This is a genomic window from Acinetobacter portensis, assembly GCF_010646905.1.
Classification (GTDB): Bacteria; Pseudomonadota; Gammaproteobacteria; order Pseudomonadales; family Moraxellaceae; genus Acinetobacter; species Acinetobacter portensis.
The window spans coordinates 73,880-96,933 of the sequence record NZ_JAAARQ010000002.1; the positions used below are offsets into that span (position 1 = coordinate 73,880).

At 36.4% G+C, this 23,054-nt stretch carries 24 protein-coding genes and 3 tRNA genes; 16 read left to right on the forward strand and 11 right to left on the reverse strand.

Annotated features, from left to right (window positions below; all coding sequences use genetic code 11):
- The first annotated feature begins 21 nt into the window (after positions 1-21).
- The 4 genes from GTK57_RS00305 to GTK57_RS00320 are packed head-to-tail and all read left to right on the forward strand — an operon-like array spanning position 22 to position 3,430.
- Positions 22-867 carry a MetQ/NlpA family ABC transporter substrate-binding protein gene (locus GTK57_RS00305; RefSeq protein WP_152873292.1) on the forward strand — a complete coding sequence of 282 codons (846 nt, stop codon included), beginning with the start codon at positions 22-24 and terminating at the stop codon, positions 865-867.
- 10 nt (positions 868-877) lie between these two features.
- The gene (locus GTK57_RS00310; RefSeq protein ID WP_163120796.1) at positions 878-1,711 is read left to right on the forward strand and encodes a MetQ/NlpA family ABC transporter substrate-binding protein; all 834 of its coding nucleotides are present in this window, start codon (positions 878-880) and stop codon (positions 1,709-1,711) included.
- A gap of 11 nt (positions 1,712-1,722) precedes the next feature.
- Entirely contained in the window at positions 1,723-2,790 is a 1,068-nt protein-coding gene (locus GTK57_RS00315) for a methionine ABC transporter ATP-binding protein (protein ID WP_152873288.1), read from the forward strand.
- Positions 2,774-3,430 carry a methionine ABC transporter permease gene (locus GTK57_RS00320; RefSeq protein ID WP_152873286.1) on the forward strand — a complete coding sequence of 219 codons (657 nt, stop codon included), beginning with the start codon at positions 2,774-2,776 and terminating at the stop codon, positions 3,428-3,430. Before GTK57_RS00315 ends, GTK57_RS00320 begins: the two co-directional genes overlap by 17 nt.
- Positions 3,431-3,475: 45 nt before the next feature.
- Here GTK57_RS00320 and GTK57_RS00325 read toward each other — a convergent pair whose 3' ends face one another.
- Positions 3,476-3,691: a hypothetical protein gene (locus tag GTK57_RS00325; RefSeq protein WP_163120797.1), complete on the reverse strand. Its 216-nt coding sequence runs from the start codon at positions 3,689-3,691 to the stop codon at positions 3,476-3,478.
- Positions 3,692-3,810: 119 nt separating this feature from the next.
- Between GTK57_RS00325 and ychF the strand changes: the two genes are divergently transcribed.
- Together ychF and GTK57_RS00335 are read left to right on the forward strand one after the other, a co-directional pair.
- Complete coding sequence (gene ychF / locus GTK57_RS00330) at positions 3,811-4,902, forward strand: redox-regulated ATPase YchF (protein WP_152873282.1); 1,092 nt, start codon at positions 3,811-3,813, stop codon at positions 4,900-4,902.
- Positions 4,903-5,092: 190 nt separating this feature from the next.
- A complete protein-coding gene (locus GTK57_RS00335; RefSeq protein WP_163120798.1) occupies positions 5,093-5,704 on the forward strand; it encodes a superoxide dismutase in 612 nt (203 codons plus the stop codon).
- 180 nt (positions 5,705-5,884) lie between these two features.
- Here GTK57_RS00335 and GTK57_RS00340 read toward each other — a convergent pair whose 3' ends face one another.
- Positions 5,885-6,427 (reverse strand): Mpo1 family 2-hydroxy fatty acid dioxygenase, encoded by a 543-nt coding sequence (locus GTK57_RS00340; protein ID WP_163120799.1) that lies wholly within the window; start codon positions 6,425-6,427, stop codon positions 5,885-5,887.
- A 100-nt stretch (positions 6,428-6,527) separates the two neighbouring features.
- Here GTK57_RS00340 and GTK57_RS00345 point away from each other — a divergent pair, with 100 nt between their 5' ends.
- On the forward strand, positions 6,528-7,232 hold the full coding sequence (locus GTK57_RS00345; protein WP_163120800.1) for a Crp/Fnr family transcriptional regulator: 705 nt from the start codon (positions 6,528-6,530) through the stop codon (positions 7,230-7,232).
- Positions 7,233-7,400: 168 nt separating this feature from the next.
- Here GTK57_RS00345 and GTK57_RS00350 read toward each other — a convergent pair whose 3' ends face one another.
- Positions 7,401-7,880 (reverse strand): hypothetical protein, encoded by a 480-nt coding sequence (locus GTK57_RS00350; RefSeq protein WP_163120801.1) that lies wholly within the window; start codon positions 7,878-7,880, stop codon positions 7,401-7,403.
- Between the two features lie 123 nt (positions 7,881-8,003).
- On the opposite strand from GTK57_RS00350, the gene GTK57_RS00355 reads away from it, so the two are divergent.
- From GTK57_RS00355 to dapC, 5 genes are all read left to right on the forward strand, one after another.
- Positions 8,004-8,741: an AzlC family ABC transporter permease gene (locus GTK57_RS00355; protein ID WP_171522147.1), complete on the forward strand. Its 738-nt coding sequence runs from the start codon at positions 8,004-8,006 to the stop codon at positions 8,739-8,741.
- On the forward strand, positions 8,731-9,078 hold the full coding sequence (gene ygaH / locus GTK57_RS00360; RefSeq protein ID WP_152873272.1) for an L-valine transporter subunit YgaH: 348 nt from the start codon (positions 8,731-8,733) through the stop codon (positions 9,076-9,078). Before GTK57_RS00355 ends, ygaH begins: the two co-directional genes overlap by 11 nt.
- A gap of 154 nt (positions 9,079-9,232) precedes the next feature.
- Complete coding sequence (gene purT / locus GTK57_RS00365; protein WP_171522129.1) at positions 9,233-10,447, forward strand: formate-dependent phosphoribosylglycinamide formyltransferase; 1,215 nt, start codon at positions 9,233-9,235, stop codon at positions 10,445-10,447.
- Positions 10,448-10,474: 27 nt separating this feature from the next.
- A complete protein-coding gene (gene glnD / locus GTK57_RS00370) occupies positions 10,475-13,141 on the forward strand; it encodes a [protein-PII] uridylyltransferase (protein WP_152873267.1) in 2,667 nt (888 codons plus the stop codon).
- 23 nt (positions 13,142-13,164) lie between these two features.
- Positions 13,165-14,334 (forward strand): succinyldiaminopimelate transaminase, encoded by a 1,170-nt coding sequence (dapC, locus tag GTK57_RS00375; protein WP_152873266.1) that lies wholly within the window; start codon positions 13,165-13,167, stop codon positions 14,332-14,334.
- Positions 14,335-14,366: 32 nt separating this feature from the next.
- Here dapC and GTK57_RS00380 read toward each other — a convergent pair whose 3' ends face one another.
- The 3 genes from GTK57_RS00380 to msrB all read right to left on the reverse strand — a co-directional run bounded on the left by GTK57_RS00380 (position 14,367) and on the right by msrB (position 15,765).
- Positions 14,367-14,795 carry an energy transducer TonB gene (locus GTK57_RS00380; protein ID WP_163120804.1) on the reverse strand — a complete coding sequence of 143 codons (429 nt, stop codon included), beginning with the start codon at positions 14,793-14,795 and terminating at the stop codon, positions 14,367-14,369.
- 74 nt (positions 14,796-14,869) lie between these two features.
- Complete coding sequence (locus GTK57_RS00385; protein ID WP_163120805.1) at positions 14,870-15,349, reverse strand: glutathione peroxidase; 480 nt, start codon at positions 15,347-15,349, stop codon at positions 14,870-14,872.
- Positions 15,346-15,765 (reverse strand): peptide-methionine (R)-S-oxide reductase MsrB, encoded by a 420-nt coding sequence (gene msrB, locus GTK57_RS00390; RefSeq protein ID WP_152873301.1) that lies wholly within the window; start codon positions 15,763-15,765, stop codon positions 15,346-15,348. The genes GTK57_RS00385 and msrB overlap by 4 nt, the downstream gene beginning before the upstream one ends.
- Before the next feature lie 226 nt (positions 15,766-15,991).
- Here msrB and GTK57_RS00395 point away from each other — a divergent pair, with 226 nt between their 5' ends.
- The 4 genes from GTK57_RS00395 (at position 15,992) to GTK57_RS00410 (ending at position 20,091) form a co-directional block, all read left to right on the forward strand.
- The gene (locus GTK57_RS00395) at positions 15,992-17,422 is read left to right on the forward strand and encodes a pyridoxal phosphate-dependent aminotransferase (protein WP_152873262.1); all 1,431 of its coding nucleotides are present in this window, start codon (positions 15,992-15,994) and stop codon (positions 17,420-17,422) included.
- 193 nt (positions 17,423-17,615) lie between these two features.
- Positions 17,616-18,674 (forward strand): asparaginase, encoded by a 1,059-nt coding sequence (locus GTK57_RS00400; protein WP_163120806.1) that lies wholly within the window; start codon positions 17,616-17,618, stop codon positions 18,672-18,674.
- A 111-nt stretch (positions 18,675-18,785) separates the two neighbouring features.
- Positions 18,786-19,517 carry a hydroxyacylglutathione hydrolase gene (gene gloB, locus GTK57_RS00405; protein ID WP_163120807.1) on the forward strand — a complete coding sequence of 244 codons (732 nt, stop codon included), beginning with the start codon at positions 18,786-18,788 and terminating at the stop codon, positions 19,515-19,517.
- A 370-nt stretch (positions 19,518-19,887) separates the two neighbouring features.
- Complete coding sequence (locus GTK57_RS00410; protein ID WP_163120808.1) at positions 19,888-20,091, forward strand: hypothetical protein; 204 nt, start codon at positions 19,888-19,890, stop codon at positions 20,089-20,091.
- Positions 20,092-20,273: 182 nt separating this feature from the next.
- Here GTK57_RS00410 and GTK57_RS00415 read toward each other — a convergent pair.
- The 5 genes from GTK57_RS00415 to GTK57_RS00435 all read right to left on the reverse strand — a co-directional run bounded on the left by GTK57_RS00415 (position 20,274) and on the right by GTK57_RS00435 (position 23,012).
- Positions 20,274-20,358: transfer RNA gene (locus tag GTK57_RS00415), tRNA-Leu, on the reverse strand.
- 35 nt (positions 20,359-20,393) lie between these two features.
- Positions 20,394-20,467 (reverse strand) — tRNA-Trp (locus GTK57_RS00420).
- A 36-nt stretch (positions 20,468-20,503) separates the two neighbouring features.
- A tRNA-Leu gene (locus GTK57_RS00425) sits at positions 20,504-20,588 on the reverse strand.
- A 107-nt stretch (positions 20,589-20,695) separates the two neighbouring features.
- Positions 20,696-21,526: a protein kinase domain-containing protein gene (locus GTK57_RS00430; RefSeq protein ID WP_206752272.1), complete on the reverse strand. Its 831-nt coding sequence runs from the start codon at positions 21,524-21,526 to the stop codon at positions 20,696-20,698.
- The gene (locus tag GTK57_RS00435) at positions 21,498-23,012 is read right to left on the reverse strand and encodes a DUF3336 domain-containing protein (protein ID WP_163120810.1); all 1,515 of its coding nucleotides are present in this window, start codon (positions 23,010-23,012) and stop codon (positions 21,498-21,500) included. The genes GTK57_RS00430 and GTK57_RS00435 overlap by 29 nt, the downstream gene beginning before the upstream one ends.
- Between the last annotated feature and the right edge of the window lie 42 nt (positions 23,013-23,054).

The window sequence follows — 23,054 nt, forward strand, 5'->3', positions numbered from 1 at the left end:
AACTAAATTTAGAGGTGCAAAATGGCACAATCATCAAAATCGAAGCTTACGATTATCGGGGTAGCTTTAGTTGCAATTATTGTCGCGCTTGTAGCGTGGACATATCAGAAAAAAACGAATACGACAGAACTTGTCATTGGAATTAGCCCTCCTTTTGCTAAACCATTACAGGTGGCTGTAGATGAAGCAAAAAAAGAAGGAATTAACGTAAAATTAGTTGAATTTTCCGATTGGAACACACCCAATATCACTTTAAATCATGGTGATATTGATGCCAACTATTTCCAACATCAACCCTTCTTAACCAATGCATTAAAAGCCAATGCGGACTTTAAATTAAAACCGCTTGGTATTGGTTCAGGCACACACGTGGGTTTGTATTCTAAAAAGTATAAATCTATTGCAGATGTTCAAGATGGTGCACGTGTGGTGATTCCAAATGATCCTGTAAACCAAGGTCGCGCGCTATTACTTCTACAACATGCAAAATTAATTTCTTTAAAAGATCCTGAAAATCATTTATCGAACTTACAAGATATTGCATCAAATCCTAAAAAATTAAACTTTATTGAAGTTGAAGGTCCACAAACTGCACGTGCGGTAGATGATGCAGATTTAGTATTTACTTACCCAATGTATTTACGTTTGGCGAAAACCATCGATCCAAATGATGCTTTAATTTTAGATGAAATTAATAACACAATTTATGCCATTTTATTTGTAGTGCGTGAAGACTATGAACAAAAGTCTCCTGAAAAAGCTGAACAACTGAAAAAGTTCATTCAAATTTACCAAAATTCAGACAAAGTAAAACAACAACTGAATGATGAAATTGGTGAAAAACTTTGGTTCAAAGGCTGGAAATAAGGGATTTATGATGTCTACACAAGTAAAAAATAAAAAGCTTATTTCAATTGCCGTGGTGGTCATTGCAATTATTGCAGGTCTCGTGGGGTACAGGTTTTTAAATCATACATCGCACGACAATGTATTAAAAATTGGTATTAGCCCACCTTATGCAGAGCTGTTAAAAAGCGTTGCAGATGATGTGAAAGCTAAAGGGATCAATCTTGAAATTATTGAATTTTCAGACTGGCAAGCACCAAACGTTGCCGTTCAAAATGGCGATATCGATGCAAACTTTTTCCAACAAAGCGTGTTCTTAGCCAATGCTGTACGTGAAACAGGCTACGACTTACACGCATTTGGTAAAGGTTCGGGAAGTCATGTCGGTTTATATTCTAAAAAGTATAAAACTTTAAAAGATTTACCTGACAATGCCAAAGTGGTTGTACCAAGCGACCCTGTCAATTTATCTCGTGGTTTAACACTTTTAGCACGTGCAGGCTTAATTACCGTTAAAGATGTCAATAATGAACTCACAACATTAGAAGACATCACTAGTAATCCTAAAAACCTCAAACTTATTGAAGTTGAAGGTCCACAAACTGCTCATGCTTACAATGAAGCAGACTTAATTCTAGGCTTTCCACATTACTTAAAATTGGCAAAAGTTGCAGATCCGAACTCTGCCCTATTTATTGACCCAATCAATAAAAAATTCGCCATTCTTTTCGTAACGCGTAAAGACTATCAAGATAAAGATGACAAGCTTAAAACCGTGGTTGAAACCTTCCAGAATTCCGAGAAAGTTCGTGCAATTTTAGACAAAGATTTCGGCAAAGGTATGTGGTTTGAAGGCTGGAAATAAGGAGAATAAATATGGTCAGTTTTGGATCTCATGTTGAATTTGCAGTCCCTCATATCACCATCAGAAATTTAAACAAATTTTATGATGTTCAAGGTACGCAAGTTCACGCACTCAAAGATATTAATTTAGATATTCCTGAAGGAAAAATTTTTGGAATTATTGGAAAAAGTGGTGCAGGAAAATCATCGTTAATTCGAACTTTAAATGGTTTAGAACGTATTTCCGAAGGCAGTATTCATATTCATAAAGAAGAGCTTGAGCATTTAAACCATGCAGAGCTGATTGCTTTACGCCAACGTATTGGCATGATTTTTCAGCACTTTAATTTAATGTCTGCAAAAACAGTACGTGAAAATGTCGCTTTACCGCTCAAAATTTCTAACCATAAAAAAGATGAAATTGAACAACGTGTTAATGAAGTCTTAGATTTGGTGGGTTTAGGCGATAAAGCAGATCATTATCCTTCACAGCTTTCAGGCGGACAAAAACAACGTGTCGGTATTGCACGTGCTTTGGTTCATAAACCTGAAATTTTACTCTGTGATGAAGCAACATCTGCACTTGACCCAGAAAGTACATCGGTTGTGCTTTCTCTTTTGAAAGAAATTAATCAAAAGTTAGGTATCACCATTGTTTTAATTACCCATGAAATGCAAGTGATTCGTGAAATTTGCGATCAAGTTGTGGTCATTGATAAAGGTGAAATTGTTGAATCTGGTCAGGTTTGGTCTGTATTTTCCAATCCTCAGCAAAAAATTACGCAAGAATTATTAAATCTTGAACAGCTTGAATTACCTTTTGAAATTCAGCCTATTTTAGAAAATGAACAGCAATCAATCGTGTTGAAATTACGTTACGAAGCAAGTGTTCATCAATCGCCAAATCTTAAAGATATTTTTGATGCTTTTGATGCGCCTGTACATTTATATCAAAGTCATATCGATAGCATTCAAGGGCATTTGATTGGTTCTATTATTATCACCACATCAAATCCACATTTAGATATAGACGCATTAAAGCAAAAATTAAAACAACATATTGCACACATTGAGGTACTTGGCTATGCAACAACTCATTGATTTACTAATCACAGGAACTATTGATACTTTGTTGATGGTTGGGGTATCTGCATTTGTTGCTTTACTCATTGGTTTGCCCCTTGCGGTTGTGTTTGTCATTACATCCGATCACGGTATTTATCCATCAAAAAGTATTAACCAAGTTTTAGGTTGGATTGTAAATATTACTCGTTCTATTCCATTCTTAATTTTAATGGTCGCACTTATTCCTATTACACGCTTTATTGTAGGAACAAGTTACGGCGTGTGGGCGGCTGTTGTTCCGCTTACCCTTGCAGCAACACCTTTCTTTGCTCGTATTGCAGAAGTGAGCTTACGCGAAGTAGATACGGGCTTAATTGAAGCAGCTCAAGCCATTGGCTGTAACCGTAAACAAATTATTTGGCATGTGCTTTTACCCGAAGCACTTCCGGGAATTGTTGCAGGCTTTACCGTAACGCTCGTAACGATGATTAACTCATCTGCAATTGCGGGTGCAATTGGTGCAGGTGGTTTAGGCGATATTGCTTACCGTTATGGATATCAACGTTTTGATATGCAAATTATGCTTGCGGTGATTTTAGTGCTTGTTGTTTTAGTGATGCTGATTCAAGCCACAGGTGATGCACTCTCAGCTCAGCTCGATAAACGTAAAATTTAGAGCTAGTTAATAAGAGACAATAAATATATTGTCTCTTATTAAAAATTAACTATCATTTTTGTCATCATCATTTCGAGCTATAAAAATAAATAAGCACCCAATAATAAAAAGTATAAAACTCGGTAATTCAAAAAAAAGAGCTAATGGATCAATACCACTTCCAGGACCACCTGAAGCAGATACTCCAGTAAGTAACAACAATAAAAAACCATAAAATAAAAGACTTAGAATAACAATTACAATACCAATTTTTCTTGACATAAACCAACCACTCTATTGTTATAAGTATTTTTTAATTATCAAAACAGCGACCTGACTTTATCATGGCTTTCATGTAAAATCATTCACAATTTTTCATATAACACTGTGTGAGTCATTTCATGGGTTTTAATTGCGGTATTGTCGGCTTGCCGAACGTTGGTAAATCTACACTTTTCAATGCATTGACTAAAGCTGCTATTGCTGCAGAAAACTTCCCATTCTGTACAATTGAACCAAATACAGGCATCGTACCTGTACCTGACCTTCGCATGGACAAATTAGCGGAAATTGTAAAACCGCAACGCGTTATCCCGACTTCTATGGAATTTGTAGATATTGCAGGTTTAGTTGCAGGCGCATCTAAAGGTGAAGGCTTGGGTAACCAATTCCTTGCGAACATTCGTGAAACAGATGCAATTGCACACGTTGTTCGTTGTTTTGAAGATGAAAACGTTATTCATGTTAATGGTAAAATTGATCCATTAGATGATATTGCAACAATCAACACTGAACTTGCACTTGCTGACCTTGAAGCTGTTGCAAAAGCAATTACACGTTTAGCAAAATCTGCAAAAAGTGGCGATAAAGAAGCAATTGCAACAAAAGCAATTCTAGAAAAAATTCAGCCATTATTAGACGAAGGCAAACCTGCTCGTGCGGCAGATTTAGACGATGACGAACGTAAACTTGTTCGTGGTTTTGGTTTAATGACTTTAAAACCAACGATGTACATTGCAAACGTTGCTGAAGATGGTTTCGAGAACAACCCACATTTAGAAGCTGTTAAAAAATTAGCTGCTGAAGAAAATGCCATTGTTGTTCCTCTTTGCAACCAAATTGAAGCAGAAATTTCTCTTTTAGAAGATGAAGATCGTGCTGAATTTTTAGAAGCAATGGGCATGGAAGAACCAGGTCTTAACGTGGTTATTCGTGCAGGTTATAGCTTACTTGGCTTACAAACTTACTTTACAGCAGGCGTTCAAGAAGTTCGTGCTTGGACTGTTAAAGTTGGTGCTACAGCGCCACAAGCTGCCGGTGTTATTCATACAGACTTCGAAAAAGGCTTTATTCGTGCTGAATGTGTTGCTTACGATGATTTCGTTCAATACAACGGTGAAGCTGGCGCGAAAGAAGCAGGTAAATGGCGTTTAGAAGGTAAAACTTACATCGTTCAAGATGGCGATGTTTTACACTTCCGTTTTAATGTATAAATATTAAATACTAAAAAAGCCCCTACTTTAGGGGCTTTTTTTTGTGCAAAACAACTTCATCAATATTAAATAAAAGGCAAATAATAATAAATAACAAACAATAATAATAATCATTAATATTTACATAGCATAAATATTGCCCTACACTCATTCCTACTAAAATACTCAACTATAAAACAGGATGAAAACCATGGCTTATTCTCTACCTGCTTTGCCTTATGCATATAACGCACTTGAACCAAACTTAGATACTAAGACAATGGAAATTCATCATACAAAACATCACCAAACCTATATCAATAATATCAATGCAGCGATTGAGGGAACAGACTGGGAAAAATTAAGCGTTGAAGAACTGGTTTCTCGTGTGAATGAAGTTCCTGCCGATTTAAAAAATACAGTTATTAATAACGCCGGTGGCCATGCCAATCATTCCTTATTTTGGACAGTGATGAGCCCTCAAGGTGGTGGAGATCCGATTGGACAAGTATCTTTAGCCATTGAACAAGAACTCGGTGGTTTTGAAAAATTTAAAGAAGCCTTTACGAAAGCTGCAATTAGTCGTTTTGGAAGTGGTTGGGCTTGGTTAAGTGTTACGCCTGATAAAAAGCTAGTTGTGGAAAGTAGCGCCAATCAAGACTCACCACTAATGCATGGCAACACCCCTATTTTAGCTTTAGATGTTTGGGAACATGCTTATTATTTACAATATCAAAACCGTCGTCCTGAATATATTGCAGCCTTTTATCATGTGGTGAATTGGCAAGAAGTAAACCGTCGTTATTTAGCTGCAATTCAGTGAATATTGGATGACTGATATCCTCATGCCATCATTTAAAGCCATTCGTTTTTATATAGGAATATTCATTTTATTATTTGGATGTTTTCTGATTTTTAAATCAATTATTTAGTTTGGTTTCCATAAAGAAAAAGCCCTACTGTGGGGCTTCATTTGAAAATCTAAGTCTTAAATCTTTAAAGCTTAATCGGCATTCACAGCTTTTAAAGATTTTTGATCCATCTCTGAACGTAGTTTTTTCGCTTCAATCAACATTTTTTCTTCAAGTGGTTTTCTCAAACCCATTAAGAAAATTAGCTCTGCCAATACAAATAATGGTCCTATCGCTAAACCAATCACATCATCCATAAATGCAGGTTTTTTCTTTTCATAAAAATGCCCAACAAATTGAAAAATCCATCCGATAACAAATGTTGAAATACTCAATGTAAGCCAATGCGTAATAGACATTTCAGTAATCATTAATGCGTACGGATAAGCTATTGCAAAAATAGCCGCCATAACCACACCAAAAATTAAATCTAAGCTCAGATAATAAATCACGCTTGCTACAATTAATAATAGCGCCAAAGTAATAGGAAAACCTGCAACAACAAAACCTGCTTTTGCTGTTAAACACAAAATGGCAAATACAATAAGTGGAATTCCAATAAAATGAGTGAATACATTCTTACGATCTAAATGATACGCTGCATATTGGCTTAATAGTTTTTCTAATCTCGTCATAGCAATCTCCTTGCTTATATTCTTCTTACAATATATAAGATATTAAACAGGCAAGTTGTCGGCTACCCGACAGTTACAATGATAAGAAAAAGGAAGTTTTATGTTAGAGCTACGCGATATAAAACAATTAGAAAATAACGTATGGTTTTCTGAGCTCCCCCCTATATTTCAAACTTTTATTTTAGGAAAATCCCAACTTTTACATGCGGAAAAAGATCAGAAAATTTTCCTTTCAGGCGATATTTTTAATGGTCTTTATGCCGTATTAGAAGGCTCTGTTCGCTTAGGCTATATCGACATTCAAGGCAAAGAGGCTGTTGCTGCAATTGTTGAACCTATTATGTGGTTTGGTGAAATTTCATTAGTCGATCAGCAACCACGCTCACATGATGCAATTGCGACTAGAAAATCGGTCATTCTACATATTCATGCTCAAGAAATGATTCAGCTTTTAAATGACCATCCTCAGTTTTGGTTTTATATCGCAAAGCTTACTAGCCAAAAATTACGTTTCGCTTTTCTAGAACTTATTTCTATTCAAACTCAAACCATTTATCAACGACTTGCACAGCGTTTATTGGTGATATTAGGCGGATACGGTAATCATCTACACATAGAAAACAATATTATTCATTTATCTCAAGAACAACTTGCACAAATGTTAGTTTGTTCAAGACAAACGATTAATCAAGAACTACAAAACCTAGAAAAACAAGGTGTGATTAAAGTTACATTTAAAAGAATTGAAGTGCTTGATAATGAAAAACTACATCGCATTGCCCTTAATTTAAAAGAACAAGAATAATACGTTATTTCTAAAAAATGATTTCTGGGAAGAATTCAAAAATATTTTATGCGTTTTTTACTTGGGCTTACGCTAAAAACCATTTATAGATTCATAACTTTTAAAGAATTCAAAATCAAAAAAAGCAGAACATGAAGTTCTGCTTTTAATTATTCGTATTATGACCAGTTAAACGCCATTCTTTTTCGGGTCTGTATTTCCCAATGCCGGATTATCAATTGCACCCTTACATTGTGCTTTATCACGTTCATAATCTGCTTTTTTCTGATCGACAGAACTCGATTGATCAATCGTTTCACGTGCCCAAATTTCTAGACTGGTTAATGCCTTACGACATAAAGCATATTTACCTTCAGTCACAGAATCTGTCATTTTCACATTAATGCGCCAATCTGTACTTAATTTACGTGCAGGTTTACGCACCTGTTCTTCTAATTGATCAACCTTATTTGCATAAATGAGTGGATCAACTTTATTGATAAAGTCCCAAGCTGCATGTGCATATGTCGTTGCATCATTTGTCAACTTAGGTGCAGGCTTAATTTCAACTGATTGATCTTTCGAATCATTATTGCCACACACTTGTAATAAAAAACCACTGCTCAATAAAGAAACGATCAATAAAGAACGAACATTAAACTTCAACATTTTATGCATGCTACCTAAAACAATCAGGCACTATGCTAGTAAATTCGGCTAGAATACTCAATCTACATTTATTTATTTGTTTAATACTTTGTAAGGTGAAATGTGTCTTTGGGAAAAACAACAATTTTAAAACCCGCAGGATTTTGGCAAGGTGCAAAAGATAGCCAAGCCATTATTTTCACCTATCTTCCTGTTTCATTTGCATTTGGTGTATCTGCCACACAATTTGGATTCACTGCTTGGGAAGCACTTTTTCTTTCATGCTCAATGTATGCAGGTGCAAGTCAATTTCTAGTGGTTGCCCTCTTAGGTAGCGGTACATCTATTTGGATGACAGCTCTGACCGTCATTGCATTAGATATTCGTCATCTTCTATACGGCCCTGCACTGCAAAATTTAATTCAAGATAAACTTAATCTTAAAAAAACGGCTCTTTGGTCTTGGGGCTTAACCGATGAAGTTTTTGCCTCAGGCATGATTAAGCTTTCTCAACGTCGCCAAGAATGGTCTGAATCTTGGATGCTAGGCTTAAGTTTATTTAGTTGGTTGTCTTGGGCTTTAGGTTCTTTTTTGGGCGGTCTTTTTGCAGATCAAGTCAGCAACTTACCGCAATTTTTACAAGCCGCTTTAGACTTCTTATTGCCTGCATTGTTCTTAAGTTTCTTATTGGCTGCATTTGAACGTAAGCATACTTTTATTGTTGCTATCACTATTATTGTTTCTGCAATATCGTGTTATTTCATTGACCTTTCAGCAGCCATTTTCATTGGTATTACATCAGGTATTTTGGCAGGCTTATTTAAACATTATGTTTTAAAGCAATACGATGAAGAACTTGTTGGAGATCATCATGAATCTTGAGATTATTCTTGTTGGTATTATTGTGGGTATTGCCAACTTTGCTTCTCGTTTTGGGCCATTTTACTTTATTCAAAAGCGCCAAGAAGGTTCACAAAAACGCGGTTCGCTTTGGATTAAAATTGCACTTGGAAGTATTGGTATTGCCGCCATTAGTTCTATGCTTGTGGTCGCAACATTACCGCCTTTATTAGAAACACCAAATAAAAGCTTTGCGATGCTTGTTGGCTTTACTGTACTCACAGGTTTATATTTCAAATTTAAACAAATTGTGCCTGCGACATTAACCGCGGCATTGGCTTATGGGCTTGTTTATACGTACTATCCAATGCCATTTTAATTGCTTTTAAGTCAAAAAATTATAAATTTCAAAGATGATATTGCCAAATAAAGTTATAAAAAAAACTGTTAGACAATATCATTATTTTACGTGAATCCATGCTTAACACTTGTTCGAGTTCTGATATGCTAAAAGTCCATAAAATTAAGCATGGATGATTTACATGAGCGTTACTATTGGTACCCCACTTCAATCTTCTGCTGTTAAAGTTTTACTTTTAGGTTCAGGTGAACTGGGTAAAGAAGTGGTGATCTCTTTACAAAGATTAGGTGTTGAAGTGCATGCGGCAGATCGCTACGAAAATGCACCTGCAATGCAAGTTGCACACTATGCTTATACAATTAATATGGCAGATGCCACAGAATTAAAAAAACTTATTCATCACGTTAAACCCCATTTAATTATTCCTGAAATTGAAGCGATTGCAACCGAAGTCCTACTTGAAATCGAAGAACAAAACATTGCGACTATCATCCCTTCTGCAAAAGCCGTCAATTTAACCATGAACCGTGAAGGGATTCGTAAACTTGCTGCTGAAGAACTTGGTTTACCAACATCGGCTTATCGCTTTGCCAATACCTTAGAATCTTTCCGTGCGGCATGTGATGATATTGGTTATCCAAACTTTGTAAAACCTGTGATGTCTTCTTCAGGTAAAGGTCAATCTCGTGTAAAAAGCTTCGATGAAGTTGATGCAGCTTGGGAATATGCACAAACAGGTGGTCGTGTAAATCAAGGGACTGTCATTGTTGAATCTCAAATTGATTTCGATTTTGAAATTACCTTATTAACAGTTCGTTCTAAAAACCCAGAAACAGGCGAAATTGAAACCTCTTTCTGCGACCCAATTGGACATCTGCAAGATTCAGGCGATTATGTTGAAAGTTGGCAACCTCAAGCCATGACACCTGCAGCATTAGAAGAAGCAAAGCGTATTGCACATAAAGTCACTGTGGCATTAGGTGGATGCGGTATTTTTGGCGTGGAACTGTTTGTAAAAGCAGATAAAGTATGGTTTAGTGAGGTGTCTCCTCGCCCGCATGACACGGGTTTAGTGACGCTTGCATCTCAATTCCAAAGTGAATTTGAATTACATGCACGTGCTATTTTAGGCTTACCCGTAAATACAACACGTCATAGTGTTGCAGCAAGTGCTGTCATTTATGCAGGCGTAGATGATACTAACTTGTCTTATTCTGGCTTAGATCTTGCTTTAGCAAATCCAAACACAGACTTACGATTATTTGCGAAACCAGAAGGCTTTAAACGTCGTCGTATGGGCGTTGCAACTGCACGTGCAGAATCTACCGATCAAGCACGTGAACTCGCAAAAAACACGGCAAGCCTTGTCAAAGTCAATCAAAACTAAGTTAGAGATAAACAACGGATACTGTTCATGATCAATACTTTACCCTTACACAATTACGTTAAAAGCAACCACGATATTAAAGCGATTAATCAATGGCGTTCAGACGTGGAAAATCAGCTTCAAGCGTATTTTGATCAGGGACAGTCTATCCGTGAAGTAATTCTTGCTCGATCAAACTTAATTGATGAAGCACTGAAATTCCTATGGCAACACGCAGAACTTCAAACCACTAATTTAGGCTTATTTGCCGTAGGTGGTTATGGCCGTCGTGAAATGTTGCCTTATTCAGATGTCGACATCATGATTTTGTCAGAGCATGAAATTACAACTGAACAAGAAAAATTAATCTCTACCTTTATTTCATCTTTATGGGATGTCGGTAATTTCAAACCTGCTATTAGCGTTCGCACCATTCAAGATTGTGTCGTTCAAGCAACAAACGATTTAACCGTTGCAACAGCACTCATTGAAGCACGTTTAATTACAGGCAATGAACATTTGGCAAAATGGCCACGTCGTATAGTTTCTCAGTCTTGGACAGATAAAACATTTTTTGATGCAAAAATGGAAGAGCAAGCAAAACGCTATGCTCAACATAACAATACAGAAAGTAATTTAGAACCCGATATTAAAAATGCACCAGGTGGTATTCGTGACATTAACCAAATTGGTTGGATTGCAAAACGTCATTTCCGTGTAAATCGCATTTATGATTTAGTCCATTTAGGCTTCATTTCAGAATTTGAATTGGGTGTTTTAGAAGAAGCAGAATGCTTCCTTTGGGAAATTCGCCACTATTTGCACCGTATGACTAAACGTGATGAAAACCGTTTATTGTTCGATTATCAGCGTGATATTGCAACAATATTCGGTTATGAATGTGAAGAAGGTCAATCGGCAAACTATTCTATTGAACAGTTCATGAAGCGTTATTACAGAACGGCGCAACAAGTCACAACACTCAATGAAATGCTTTTAGCCTATTTCAATGAATCTGTCATTACCCCTCGCTTGCCCGATTACGAACGTAAAATTGAAGAAATTAATGAAAACTTCAAAATTGTAGATGGAAAATTAGCGGTACAACATCATAAAACGTTCTCTGAAAAGCCAAGTGCAATTTTAGAAATCTTCTATTTATTGGCAAATCGATCTGATATTGATGGCATTCGCGCGCGTACGTTACGCTTACTTACGCTTTCAGCAAAAAGTATAGATCAAAGTTTCCGAGATAATCCTGAACATCAAGCATTATTCATGTCCATTATTCGATCACCAGATCGCTTATATGAAACCATGAATGCAATGAAACGTTATGGTGTTTTAGGCAATTATATTCCTGCATTTGGGCAAATTATGGGGCTAATGCAATATGACTTGTTCCATATTTATACAGTTGATGCTCACACATTATTATTATTACGTAATTTAAACCGTTTTAAAGAACCCGAATTTGCCAAAGACTTTCCTGTTGTAAGTTCAGTTTTCCAACGTCTGGTAAGACGTGACATTGTATATTTAGCCGCAATTTTTCATGACATTGCCAAAGGTCGTGGCGGTGACCACAGTCAACTTGGCGCATCGGATGCCATTTCATTCTGCCGCGCACACGGCTTAACAGAACGTGAATGTAATTTAGTTGCTTGGTTAGTTAAAAACCATCTTGGTATGTCTGTTACCGCGCAAAAACGAGATATTTCAGACCCAGATATTGTGAAGCTTTTTGCTGAAAAAATGGGAGATATGGAGCATTTAGATTATCTATATGCCCTTACTGTTGCCGATATTAATGCCACAAACCCTACGCTTTGGAACACATGGCGCGCATCACTTATGCGTCAATTATACACCCATGCCCGTGATGTCATTCGCTCAGGTTTAGGTCGTCCTGTAGATTATCAAATGCTCATTGAAGACACTAAATTTGCTGCAAGTGAGTTATTGGTCAATGATTTTGCGCTCAATGAAGTTGAAAAAGTTTGGCAAGAGCTAGGCGATGAATACTTCCTAAAAGAATCTGCCGATGAAATTGCATGGCATACACGCGCTATTCTTCAACATGGTCATAATTCTGCACCACTTGTTCTTATGCGTGCTCACCGTAAATATGCGCAAGATGCCGTTCAAATCTTTATTTACACACAAGATCAGCCAAATTTATTCGCAACAACCGTAGCCATTCTTGACCGTATGAATCTGGATGTTCAAGATGCACGTATTATTACCGCAAGCACCGCATTTAGCTTAGACACTTATGTGGTTCTTGACCGTTTTGGTACATTACTTACAGACCCTGAACGTGAAGAAACGGTCGTAGATGCATTAGTGAAAGCACTCAGTCAATCGGACAAATACCCAGGTTTAATGCAACGTCGTATTCCACGCCAATTACGCCATTTTGATATTGAAAATAAAGTTGATATTTCATTCAATGAAGCACTCAATCAAAATATGGTTGAAATTGCTACTCTAGATCATCCGGGTTTACTTGCCAAAGTGGGTGGTTTATTTATGATGCAAGGTTTAGATATTCACTCTGCAAAAATTGCTACACTTGGCGAACGCGCAGAAGATATTTTCTATGTCACTAAAAAAGATGGCATCCCAATGACTGACGAAGAAGCCAAAACTCTTGCTGAACAATTAAAATCGGCATTAGATGAAGCTTCAAATCAAGTATGTGTACAACATTAATTTAATTGTTTGGTATTCGCTCCATGAACTCTAGCTTGTCTTTATTACACCCATATCCATTTGAAAAGTTAAATAAACTTTTTCAGGATGTGAAAACTGCGGATTTACCTTTAATTCCTTTATCTATTGGTGAACCGAAACATCCTGCACCGGAGTTTGTAAAACAAGCGATCATCGACAATTTCAAACATTTGTCTACATATCCAAATAGCAAAGGCTTACCTGAATTACGTGAAAGCATTGCGAATTGGTTATCTCGTCGTTTTAAACTTAATGCGATAAGTGCTGAATCGCATGTTTTACCTGTTTCAGGTACACGCGAAGCAATCTTCTCTTTTGTTCAAGCATTGGTAAATCGTGAAGAAGCGCCTTATGTGGTGATGCCAAATCCGTTTTATCAAATTTATGAAGGTGCAACATTACTTGCAGGTGCTAAACCTTACTTCATCAACTGCACAGAAGAAAATAACTATCTAGGCGATTTTGATGCTGTGCCTGCTGAAGTTTGGGAAAAAACAGCCCTTCTTTTTGTGTGTACACCGGGTAATCCTACAGGTGCAGTTCTTTCAAAAGAACAGTTCAAAAAGCTGATTGCGCTTTCAGACCAATACAACTTTGTCATTGCATCAGATGAATGTTACTCAGAACTTTGGTTCGATGAAGCACCTGTGGGTTTATTAGAAGTTTGCGCTGAAATAGGACGTGATGATTATAAGAATTGCGTGGTATTTCATTCACTTTCTAAACGTTCAAACTTACCAGGGATGCGTTCGGGCTTTGTTGCGGGCGATGCAAACTTATTGAAACCTTATTTGCAATATCGCACATACCATGGCGCTGCGATGCCTATTCAACATCAACTTGCGTCTATTGCCGCTTGGGATGATGAAACACACGTTGAAGAAAACCGTAAACTTTACCGCGCTAAGTTTGAATTATTCCAAAATGAATTGGGTCATTTATTACCACTTCAAAAACCAGATGCAGGTTTCTACTACTGGTTAAAAGTAGATAATGATGAAACTTTTGCCAAATTACTCATGGAAAAAGCACACATTAAAGTTTTACCAGGTCGTTACTTATCTCGTGATACAGAGCAAGGTAATCCGGGTGAAAATCACGTGCGTATGGCATTGGTTGCAGACATTGCTCAATGTGAAGAAGTCGTAAAACGTCTTAAAGCTATTCTTTAAGTTTAAATAATACGCATAAAAAACCACTGTGCTTACAGTGGTTTTTTTATTTCAAAATCATATATTAGGTTATATGTTACGGCTTTATCGACGTACGGAATTTTATCTAAACGAGCAAGCTTCACAGCATCTAATACCTTTTGATCTATTATTTTAGAACCCGAACTTTTAACAACAACGGCATCACCAATATAACCTGTACTCGCAATAACAGTCATTTTCACTTGAATAGCATTTTTATAATATTTAAATTCTTGTGCACTAACATTAAATTGCGGTCTTGATGCCCAATCGACTTCATATTCATTTTTATACAATTTCGTGTCAATTTTATAATCACGATCTTGAATTTCATACTTAGGTTGCGGAGTTTCTAGTATTTTGAGTAGTTTACTGTACTGATCTTTATCTTCCGCGTGAACGTATTGGAAAGCTGTAAAAGCTCCCAAAAGTAAACTCATGATTATTCGATATCTATTTTGCATTTTAAGTGTCAATAATTTAAGGCAACCTTTCGATTGCCTTATTTAATCACTTATTTCAATGCTTTTTCAATTTCTTCTTCCAACGCCTCTGGTTTCGTTGTTGGTGCAAAACGATCAAGCACAGCACCATCTTTACCAATCAGAAATTTAGTGAAATTCCACTTAATTCCATTACCCAAAACACCTTTACTATTATTGGTTAAGTAACGAAATAGTATATGCGCTTCAGCACCTTTTACATCCACTTTGGCAAACATAGGAAAAGTTACCCCATAGTTTTTTTGACAAAAAGAACCTATTTGTTCATTTGAATCAGGGTCTTGCCCACCAAATTGATTACATGGAAATCCTAAAATCAAAAAACCTTGATCTTTGTATTTCTGATAAAGTTTTTCTAATCCCGAAAATTGTGGCGTAAAACCACATTTGCTCGCTGTGTTCACAATCAATAAAACTTTGCCTTTATAATCGGCAAAAGATTTATTTTGACCGTCCAACAATTCAGCATCGAATTGATAAACATCTGTCATGGATAGGTATCCTCATCATTTTTTTCTTGTGATTTTAATTCTAGTGATGCCGAATTTACGCAATAGCGCAATCCTGTCGGCTCTGGTCCATCTGGAAAAACATGTCCTAAATGTGCATCACAATGATGACAAATAATTTCAGTTCTGACCATCCCATGTGACGTATCTTGTTGTTCTTCCACTACAGATGAATTAATTGGTTTGTAGAAACTTGGCCAACCACAACCGCTATCAAATTTTGTTTCAGATGCAAATAATTCTTCTCCACAGCAACGGCAATAATAAACGCCTTCCTGCTTAGTATTCCAATATTTACCTGTAAATGGCGCTTCTGTTCCCTTCTGTCTTGTAATACGAAATTCTTCAGGTGATAACTCTCTTTGCCATTCTCTTTCTGTTTTATTGAGTTTTCCCATGATTACGTACCTTTCCATCTTGCTGTTTAAAATAAGATAATTCTATATTTACGTGATTCATATTAAAATTTCTAGTCTTTATTCAACATTTTACAAAAGACCTATAATGCTAAAAAAGCAAAAAGTAAGCAAAACTTAAAAACAAAGTAAGCAAATTACGCATTAATTGCTTTTTTATGCGTAAATTTAGTGATAGGCTTAGTCATATTCTTACTCAGGATAAAAAATGTCGCAAAAAAAGAGCGTTCTTTTTAAAAACCTATTACCTGTCATTAAACAGTATCAACAGGTAGGGTTTACGCATGAAAAAATAGTTACACTACTTAGAGATGAACATCATCTTGATCTTGTAACCACTGAGACATTTAAAAGCTATTTATACCGTTACGCAAAAGTGACTACCACTCATTCCGAGAACATCAAAATGTCGAACACTTTCCAACCCCGTCGCGAAATTAAAAAATCTTCAAAACTCGAGCATGTATGCTACGACATTCGCGGACCAGTGTTACGAGCGGCCAATGAGATGGAAGAAGCTGGTCACAAAATTATTAAATTAAATATTGGTAACCCTGCTCCTTTTGGGTTTGAAGCACCACAAGAAATTATTAATGATGTTGCTTTAAACTTACCAAATGCCATTGGTTACACAGACTCAAAAGGTATTTTCCCTGCACGTAAAGCCATTTGTCAGTACTACCAACAAAAAGGCATTCTCAATATGCATGTCAATGACGTGTATATTGGTAATGGCGTATCAGAACTTATTGTGATGGCAATGCAAGGCTTATTGGATGATGGCGATGAAATGCTTGTTCCAATGCCTGACTATCCATTATGGACAGCTGCGGTTAACTTATCTGGCGGTACAGCAATTCACTATAAATGTGATGAAGAAAAGAGTTGGTACCCAGATATTGCCGATATGGAAAGCAAAATCACACCAAATACACGCGGTATTGTGATTATTAACCCAAATAATCCTACAGGTTCTGTATATCCACGCCATGTTTTAGAGCAAATTGTCGCTCTTGCTAAAAAATATGACCTCATTTTGTTCGCAGATGAAATTTACGACAAAATTATTTACGATGGTATTGAACATGTTTCAGTTGCTGCGCTTGCGGGCGATCAACTGTGCGTTTCTTTCAATGGTCTTTCTAAAGCATATCGTATTGCAGGTTACCGCTCAGGTTGGATGGCAATTACAGGTGATCGATCACGTGCTTTAGACTACATTGAAGGTCTAGATATGTTGGCTTCTATGCGTTTGTGTGCAAACCATCAAGCGCAATATGCAATTCAAACAGCATTAGGTGGTTATCAGTCAATTAACGATTTAATTCGCCCAGGTGGTCGTTTATACGAACAACGCAACATTGCATGGGAAATGTTAAATGAAATTCCAGGCGTGTCTTGTGTAAAACCAGAAGGCGCAATGTATTGCTTCCCTAAACTTGATCCAAATGTTTACCCTATTCAGGATGATGAACAGCTTATGCTTGATTTGCTTCGTGCAGAAAAAGTACTCTTGGTTCAAGGTACAGGTTTTAACTGGCCAACGCCCGATCATTTCCGTGTGGTGTTCTTACCCGCTGAAAATGAATTACGCGAAGCAATTAGCCGCTTAGGTCGCTTCTTAGCAAAAATGCGTTAATTCATCATTTAAAAAAATTAAGCCAAGTGTTCACACTTGGCTTTTTTATTGCATTGCCTTTGATATCAATACTCATCATTTCAAATGATGATTTTTAAATTGATATTTAGTTTTGACTATATCCTGAACAAACTTCTTTGGTTAAGTTAATTACTCAGGATGTTTTACAAATGACAACAAACAAGGAAATGTAATGAAAAAAACATTAACCACATTAGCTCTTTCTCTTAGCTTACTTATTCCAATTTCATCTTTCGCTAAAAATAATGTTGTCGTTGTTGCAACAGGCGGTACCATTGCAGGTGCAGGTGCAAGCTCCACCAATAGTGCAACTTACACAGCCGCTAAAGTTCCCGTAGATGATTTATTAAATGCGGTTCCGCAAATTCAGAATTTAGCCAATGTTACAGGCGTTCAGGCTCTTCAAATTGCATCTGAAAGTATTACAGATAAAGAACTACTGAGTATTGCACGTCAAGTAAATGACTTAGTGAAAAAACCATCAGTGAATGGCGTTGTCATTACACATGGTACAGATACAGTTGAAGAAACGGCTTTTTTCTTAAGTTTAGTGATTAAAACCGACAAGCCAATTGTACTTGTTGCTTCTATGCGCCCACCTTCAGCGCTTTCTGCCGATGGCCCTCTGAACCTTTATAGTGCAGTCGCACTTGCAGCATCGGACAGCGCCAAAGGTAAAGGCGTAATGATTCTAATGAATGATGATATTTTTGCAGCGCGTGATGTTTCAAAGACTATTAATATTCATACCAATGCATTTGCAAGCCAATGGGGTCCATTAGGTACGCTTGTTGAAGGTAAGCCTTATTGGTTCCGAAACGTAGCAAAACGCTTCAACAATGCATCAGAATTTAACATTGAAAACATTAAGGGTGATGCCCTACCACTTGTACAAATTGTTTATGGCTCAACAAATATGTTGCCAGATGCCTATCTTGCTTATCAAAAAGCAGGTGCAAAAGCGATTATTCATGCAGGTACAGGTAATGGCTCTGTAGCGAAATATATCGTACCAACACTAAATCAATTACAGGCAGATGGTGTACAAATTATTCGCTCATCACGTGTGCCTCAAGGTTTTGTATTACGCAATGCCGAACAACCTGATGATAAATACGGCTGGGTAGTTGCACATGACTTAAATCCACAGAAAGCAAGAATTTTGGCTGCATTAGCTTTAACAAAAACTAAAGATACAAAAGAAATTCAGCGCATGTTCTGGGATTATTAATTTAATTATTTAAATAAAAAATGCGCCTCTTATGGCGCATTTTTAATACACAGATCTTATAGAAAAAGGTACTATTTAATCAAATCTATTGATTAATTTTGGTGAGTGCTTATGACCTATAAAGTTCATTTTATTGATGTAAAAAATCAGCTACAGAACTATATATGGTTAATTGAAAATACTAGCACCAAAGAAGTCATTGCAGTCGATCCAACCGAAGCGAAATTAGTTGAAGCATTCTGCTCTGAAAACAAACTTCAATTGGCACAAATCTGGCTCACACATTGGCATAAAGACCACGTAGGTGGTGTTCCTGCATTACTCATCAACCGTAATATTCCTGTTTATGGCCCGCGTGAAGAACTGAGTAAAATTCCGTTTATCACCCACCCACTTTCGCATGAAAATTCATTCAAGTTTCACGACTTAAAAATCGATATTATTGCTGTTCCAGGTCACACACTTGGACACATTGTTTATTTTGCCGATGCCATTAATAGCTTATTCTGTGGAGATACCTTATTTGCTATGGGTTGTGGTCGAGTTTTTGAGGGTACATTTGAACAAATGTATCATTCACTCAATAGACTTTCTGCTTTACCACCACGCACAAAAGTGTATTGCACACATGAATATACGCTTTCAAACGCTAAATTTGCCTTACACGTTGAACCCAATAATGTCGATATTATTCAACGCACTCAAGAAGTTGAAAGCTTACGCCTACTAAATCAATGCACACTACCAAGCACAATTGACCTTGAACTCAAAACCAATCCTTTTCTACGCGCGAACAACGTTAAAAAATTTCAAGAACTCAGAGAGCTTAAAGATAATTTCTAATTTAACATTTTATTTGATGCGTATTTATATACGCATCCCCCCAAAAAACTATTTTTTCTAAATATCAATATATCCTTCAATCATCAATAAAGAGCAAACAAACATTGATTCTCATTTAATATTTACAAAATATTTCCAACTTACATTTTTTAACATCGAATAAAAAAAGAAAATAAATATTAAAAAATATTTTTAAACTATATTACAATAACTTAACAACCACTCATCCAATTTTAGACGCATAAAACTACAACTTTTTATAAAATATAAAAATAAAAACTCAACATAATTCATTTTTATTTAATTTTATCCTTTAAAAAGTTTTATCCATCCCTATTAATATATTTAGGGATAAACAAGGAGCTTTCTCGTGAAAAAAGTAGTTAAGGCAAAAAATTTAATCGCATTTCGTATTTGGTTAGAAAAATTAGGATATTCAGTAAAAAACCTAACAGATAACCGTGGTTTTACTTTTAGTTTCAAAAAAGAATATGGCTTAGTGACTTGCGAACTTTCAGGTAATGCCCTTGCAGTTCAATTGGGTGAAGAGTTTGAGGATCATTTAAAAGCTTAATGTGTTCATAACACAAAGTGAATATTCACGCGAATAGTGAAAAGGATTTTCATATGCCCATTTTTTAATGGGCATTTTTACATCTATACATTTAAGTTGTCTTAAGTTTTATTATTAAAAGTCAGTATTTACTAAATTTCAGGCAATAAAAAAGCAAGGACAATGCCTTGCTTTAATAATGATGGTGGGGACGGAGAGACTCGAACTCTCACACCTTGCGGCGCTGGAACCTAAATCCAGTGCGTCTACCAATTTCGCCACGTCCCCATCATAGGGTACTAACATACTGTTAGATTTTAAGTTGGCAGAGGATCAAGGACTCGAACCTTGACGAACGGTTTTGGAGACCGTCATGCTACCATTACACCAATCCTCTATTGCCTAATAACTATCAAACTTAGTTGATAATTATTGGTGGGGACGGAGAGACTCGAACTCTCACGCCTCGCGGCGCTGGAACCTAAATCCAGTGCGTCTACCAATTTCGCCACGTCCCCAATGGCTGTGTATATTATAGAGATCACTTAATGATGACAAGCCCTTTTTATTAAAAAAACCATCGTTTGTTTAAATAAAAAACAAAATGATATTTTTTGGTTTTTTCTTATACATTTTCAGTAATTAAGCTCATTTTTAATGCTGAAATATCAATCAACCTATCTGTTTTTTGCTTTATTAACATTGCATCCAATGTCCTTTTAAAACAAATAAATGATTCTGGCAGTTCAATTTTTAACGTTTGGCAGTGTAAAACTGCCCAATCATAATAATTATTTGCAAAAAGTCGCTCTTGTTTTAACCATTCATAAAAAACAATACCTAAAGCATAGATATCTGAAGCGATACTTTTTGCTTCTGCGTGAAATAATTCAGGCGCCATATGTCTTGGTGTTGCATTTAATTGTGAAAATTTAAGCGTATCTTTAATTTTTATGCTTTGTTCAAAGTCGATGAGTTTGGTTTGATTGTTATATTCAACAAAATGTTCTGCTTTTAAATCTGCATGTAACCACCCTGCTTTATGCAAATTTTCTAATACAGAAAGTGCTTGAAGCATTTTATGTTTAATTTGATCTATGTTGAGTGTATTTGTAGGTTCATCAAATAAAAACTTTGCATGGGGTAAAATCAGAAGTGGCATGCCGATATTAAAATTATTCACCACCGTGGAATGCTTTAAAATTTGAAAAGGCAATGCAATGCTTTCAATCTGCTTTTCACTTAAGGATGAATAGAAATCAAGCTCACGCTGAAAAGCATCTTCTAGGCTGACTTCATTTTGCAGTGCTTGGGTTTTTAGCCAATATTGTTGATGTTCTTCAAACCAATAAAATACACGGCGTCCTAAAGCCAAACTATTCGGCTGACTTGCACAAGTTAATTTTTTAGAAAGTATATCTTCCAAATTAAATTTGAATATATTCTGAACCTGCATATTGCACTTTATCTTGTTGATATGTGAGAAGCTCTAAGCAATGCTGAATGGTTTTACCTACACGTGCATGAACTTCGATAGATGAAATTTTTGGCCATGTTGCTCGCTCACCTTCACGTTGCAACATCTTAAATAAGTGTTCTTTCGGGTTTTGTAGCATATAACTGTAATGACGCAAGTTAAAATGCCCCACGATATTTACATCACCATAATAACGCTGATCTATTACCCCATAACCATGATCAAGCAAACGTCTTACCGTCGGTACACTTCCCACGCGTTCACGTGCAAAATCCATCATACCTCTTGAAATTACTTTTCCTTGACGACGCACAATACGTTCAGGCCAACTGAGCATATCCTTACGAAAACGTTCTTCATCACTTTGCATAAAAGGCACAACGTGCGGATTTACCTGACATGCAATGGTGTAATTTAAATTATATAACCGTGCCATTTTCTCTTGTGGAAAATCACTACGTACACTGCCATCTACCCATGTAGTTGTTGCCATATAGGGTGTGTATTTACCATCTTGGCGTTTACTTGTAAGGCGTACAGGTGGAAATAATACAGGTACAGCACACGAAGCCAATACAGCGCTCCAAACCAACAAATCTGGAGCTGTATAGGTATTCATAATTCGTGCATCTTGAGAAGCATCATACGGCGCAACAGCAACATTAATATGTAAGCCAGATCGCTCGAAAGCTTCAGCAAAAGTTAAATCACCTAAATTGTTCTTTAAAAATTGTTTAAGGAATCTAACATCAGCAATACCGCCATTCCCTTTAAGAATTTCACGCCAATCTCTAAATTTAAATGCTTCATTAAAGAAACTTTCACCACTTAAAATTTGTTGAATATCTGAAGGCTTAGAAACGCCAAGCATTGCAGTCATAATTGCCCCTGCACTTGAACCCGACATCACTTTTGGCATTAAATCTTGCTCTAGTAATGCCTTACAAACACCTGTATGAAACAAACCTAGCGTTGCACCGCCTGAAAACATTAATGCAGGCTGACCATAAGCTTTTTGACAGGCCTGGAAAAATACGATTTTCTCTTCATTGTTTATCGTTTGACATTGTTCTGATGCCACAAATGCCAAACTATTACTTACCTCTGCAACATAATCTTCAATGATTTTTTTTGTTCCAACCATGGTTGCTGTAAACAACATTGGATGTGCAATATTGGCAATATCGTAAGTTAAACCTTCACGCAAAATATGCATTAAATCTGAAATACGATTTTGCGCTCTATAACGTCGGAGTAAAATTAAACGATGCGCAATTATTTCTGCATCAAAATAAGGCGATGAATTATCATATTTCCATGCTTGTGCACCCGTTTCTTCATCTATTTTTAACGCTAAATGCTGCCATTCTTCATAAGATTCAGCCTGTTCAATTTGTTTTTTTAATTCTTTAATCCGTTTGTTTTTATGTGTATTCATGCCATTTCCAAAATCTTTAAATAACATTACAACCCTCTTCCATGTTTTTATACATCAACCCTAATTCTC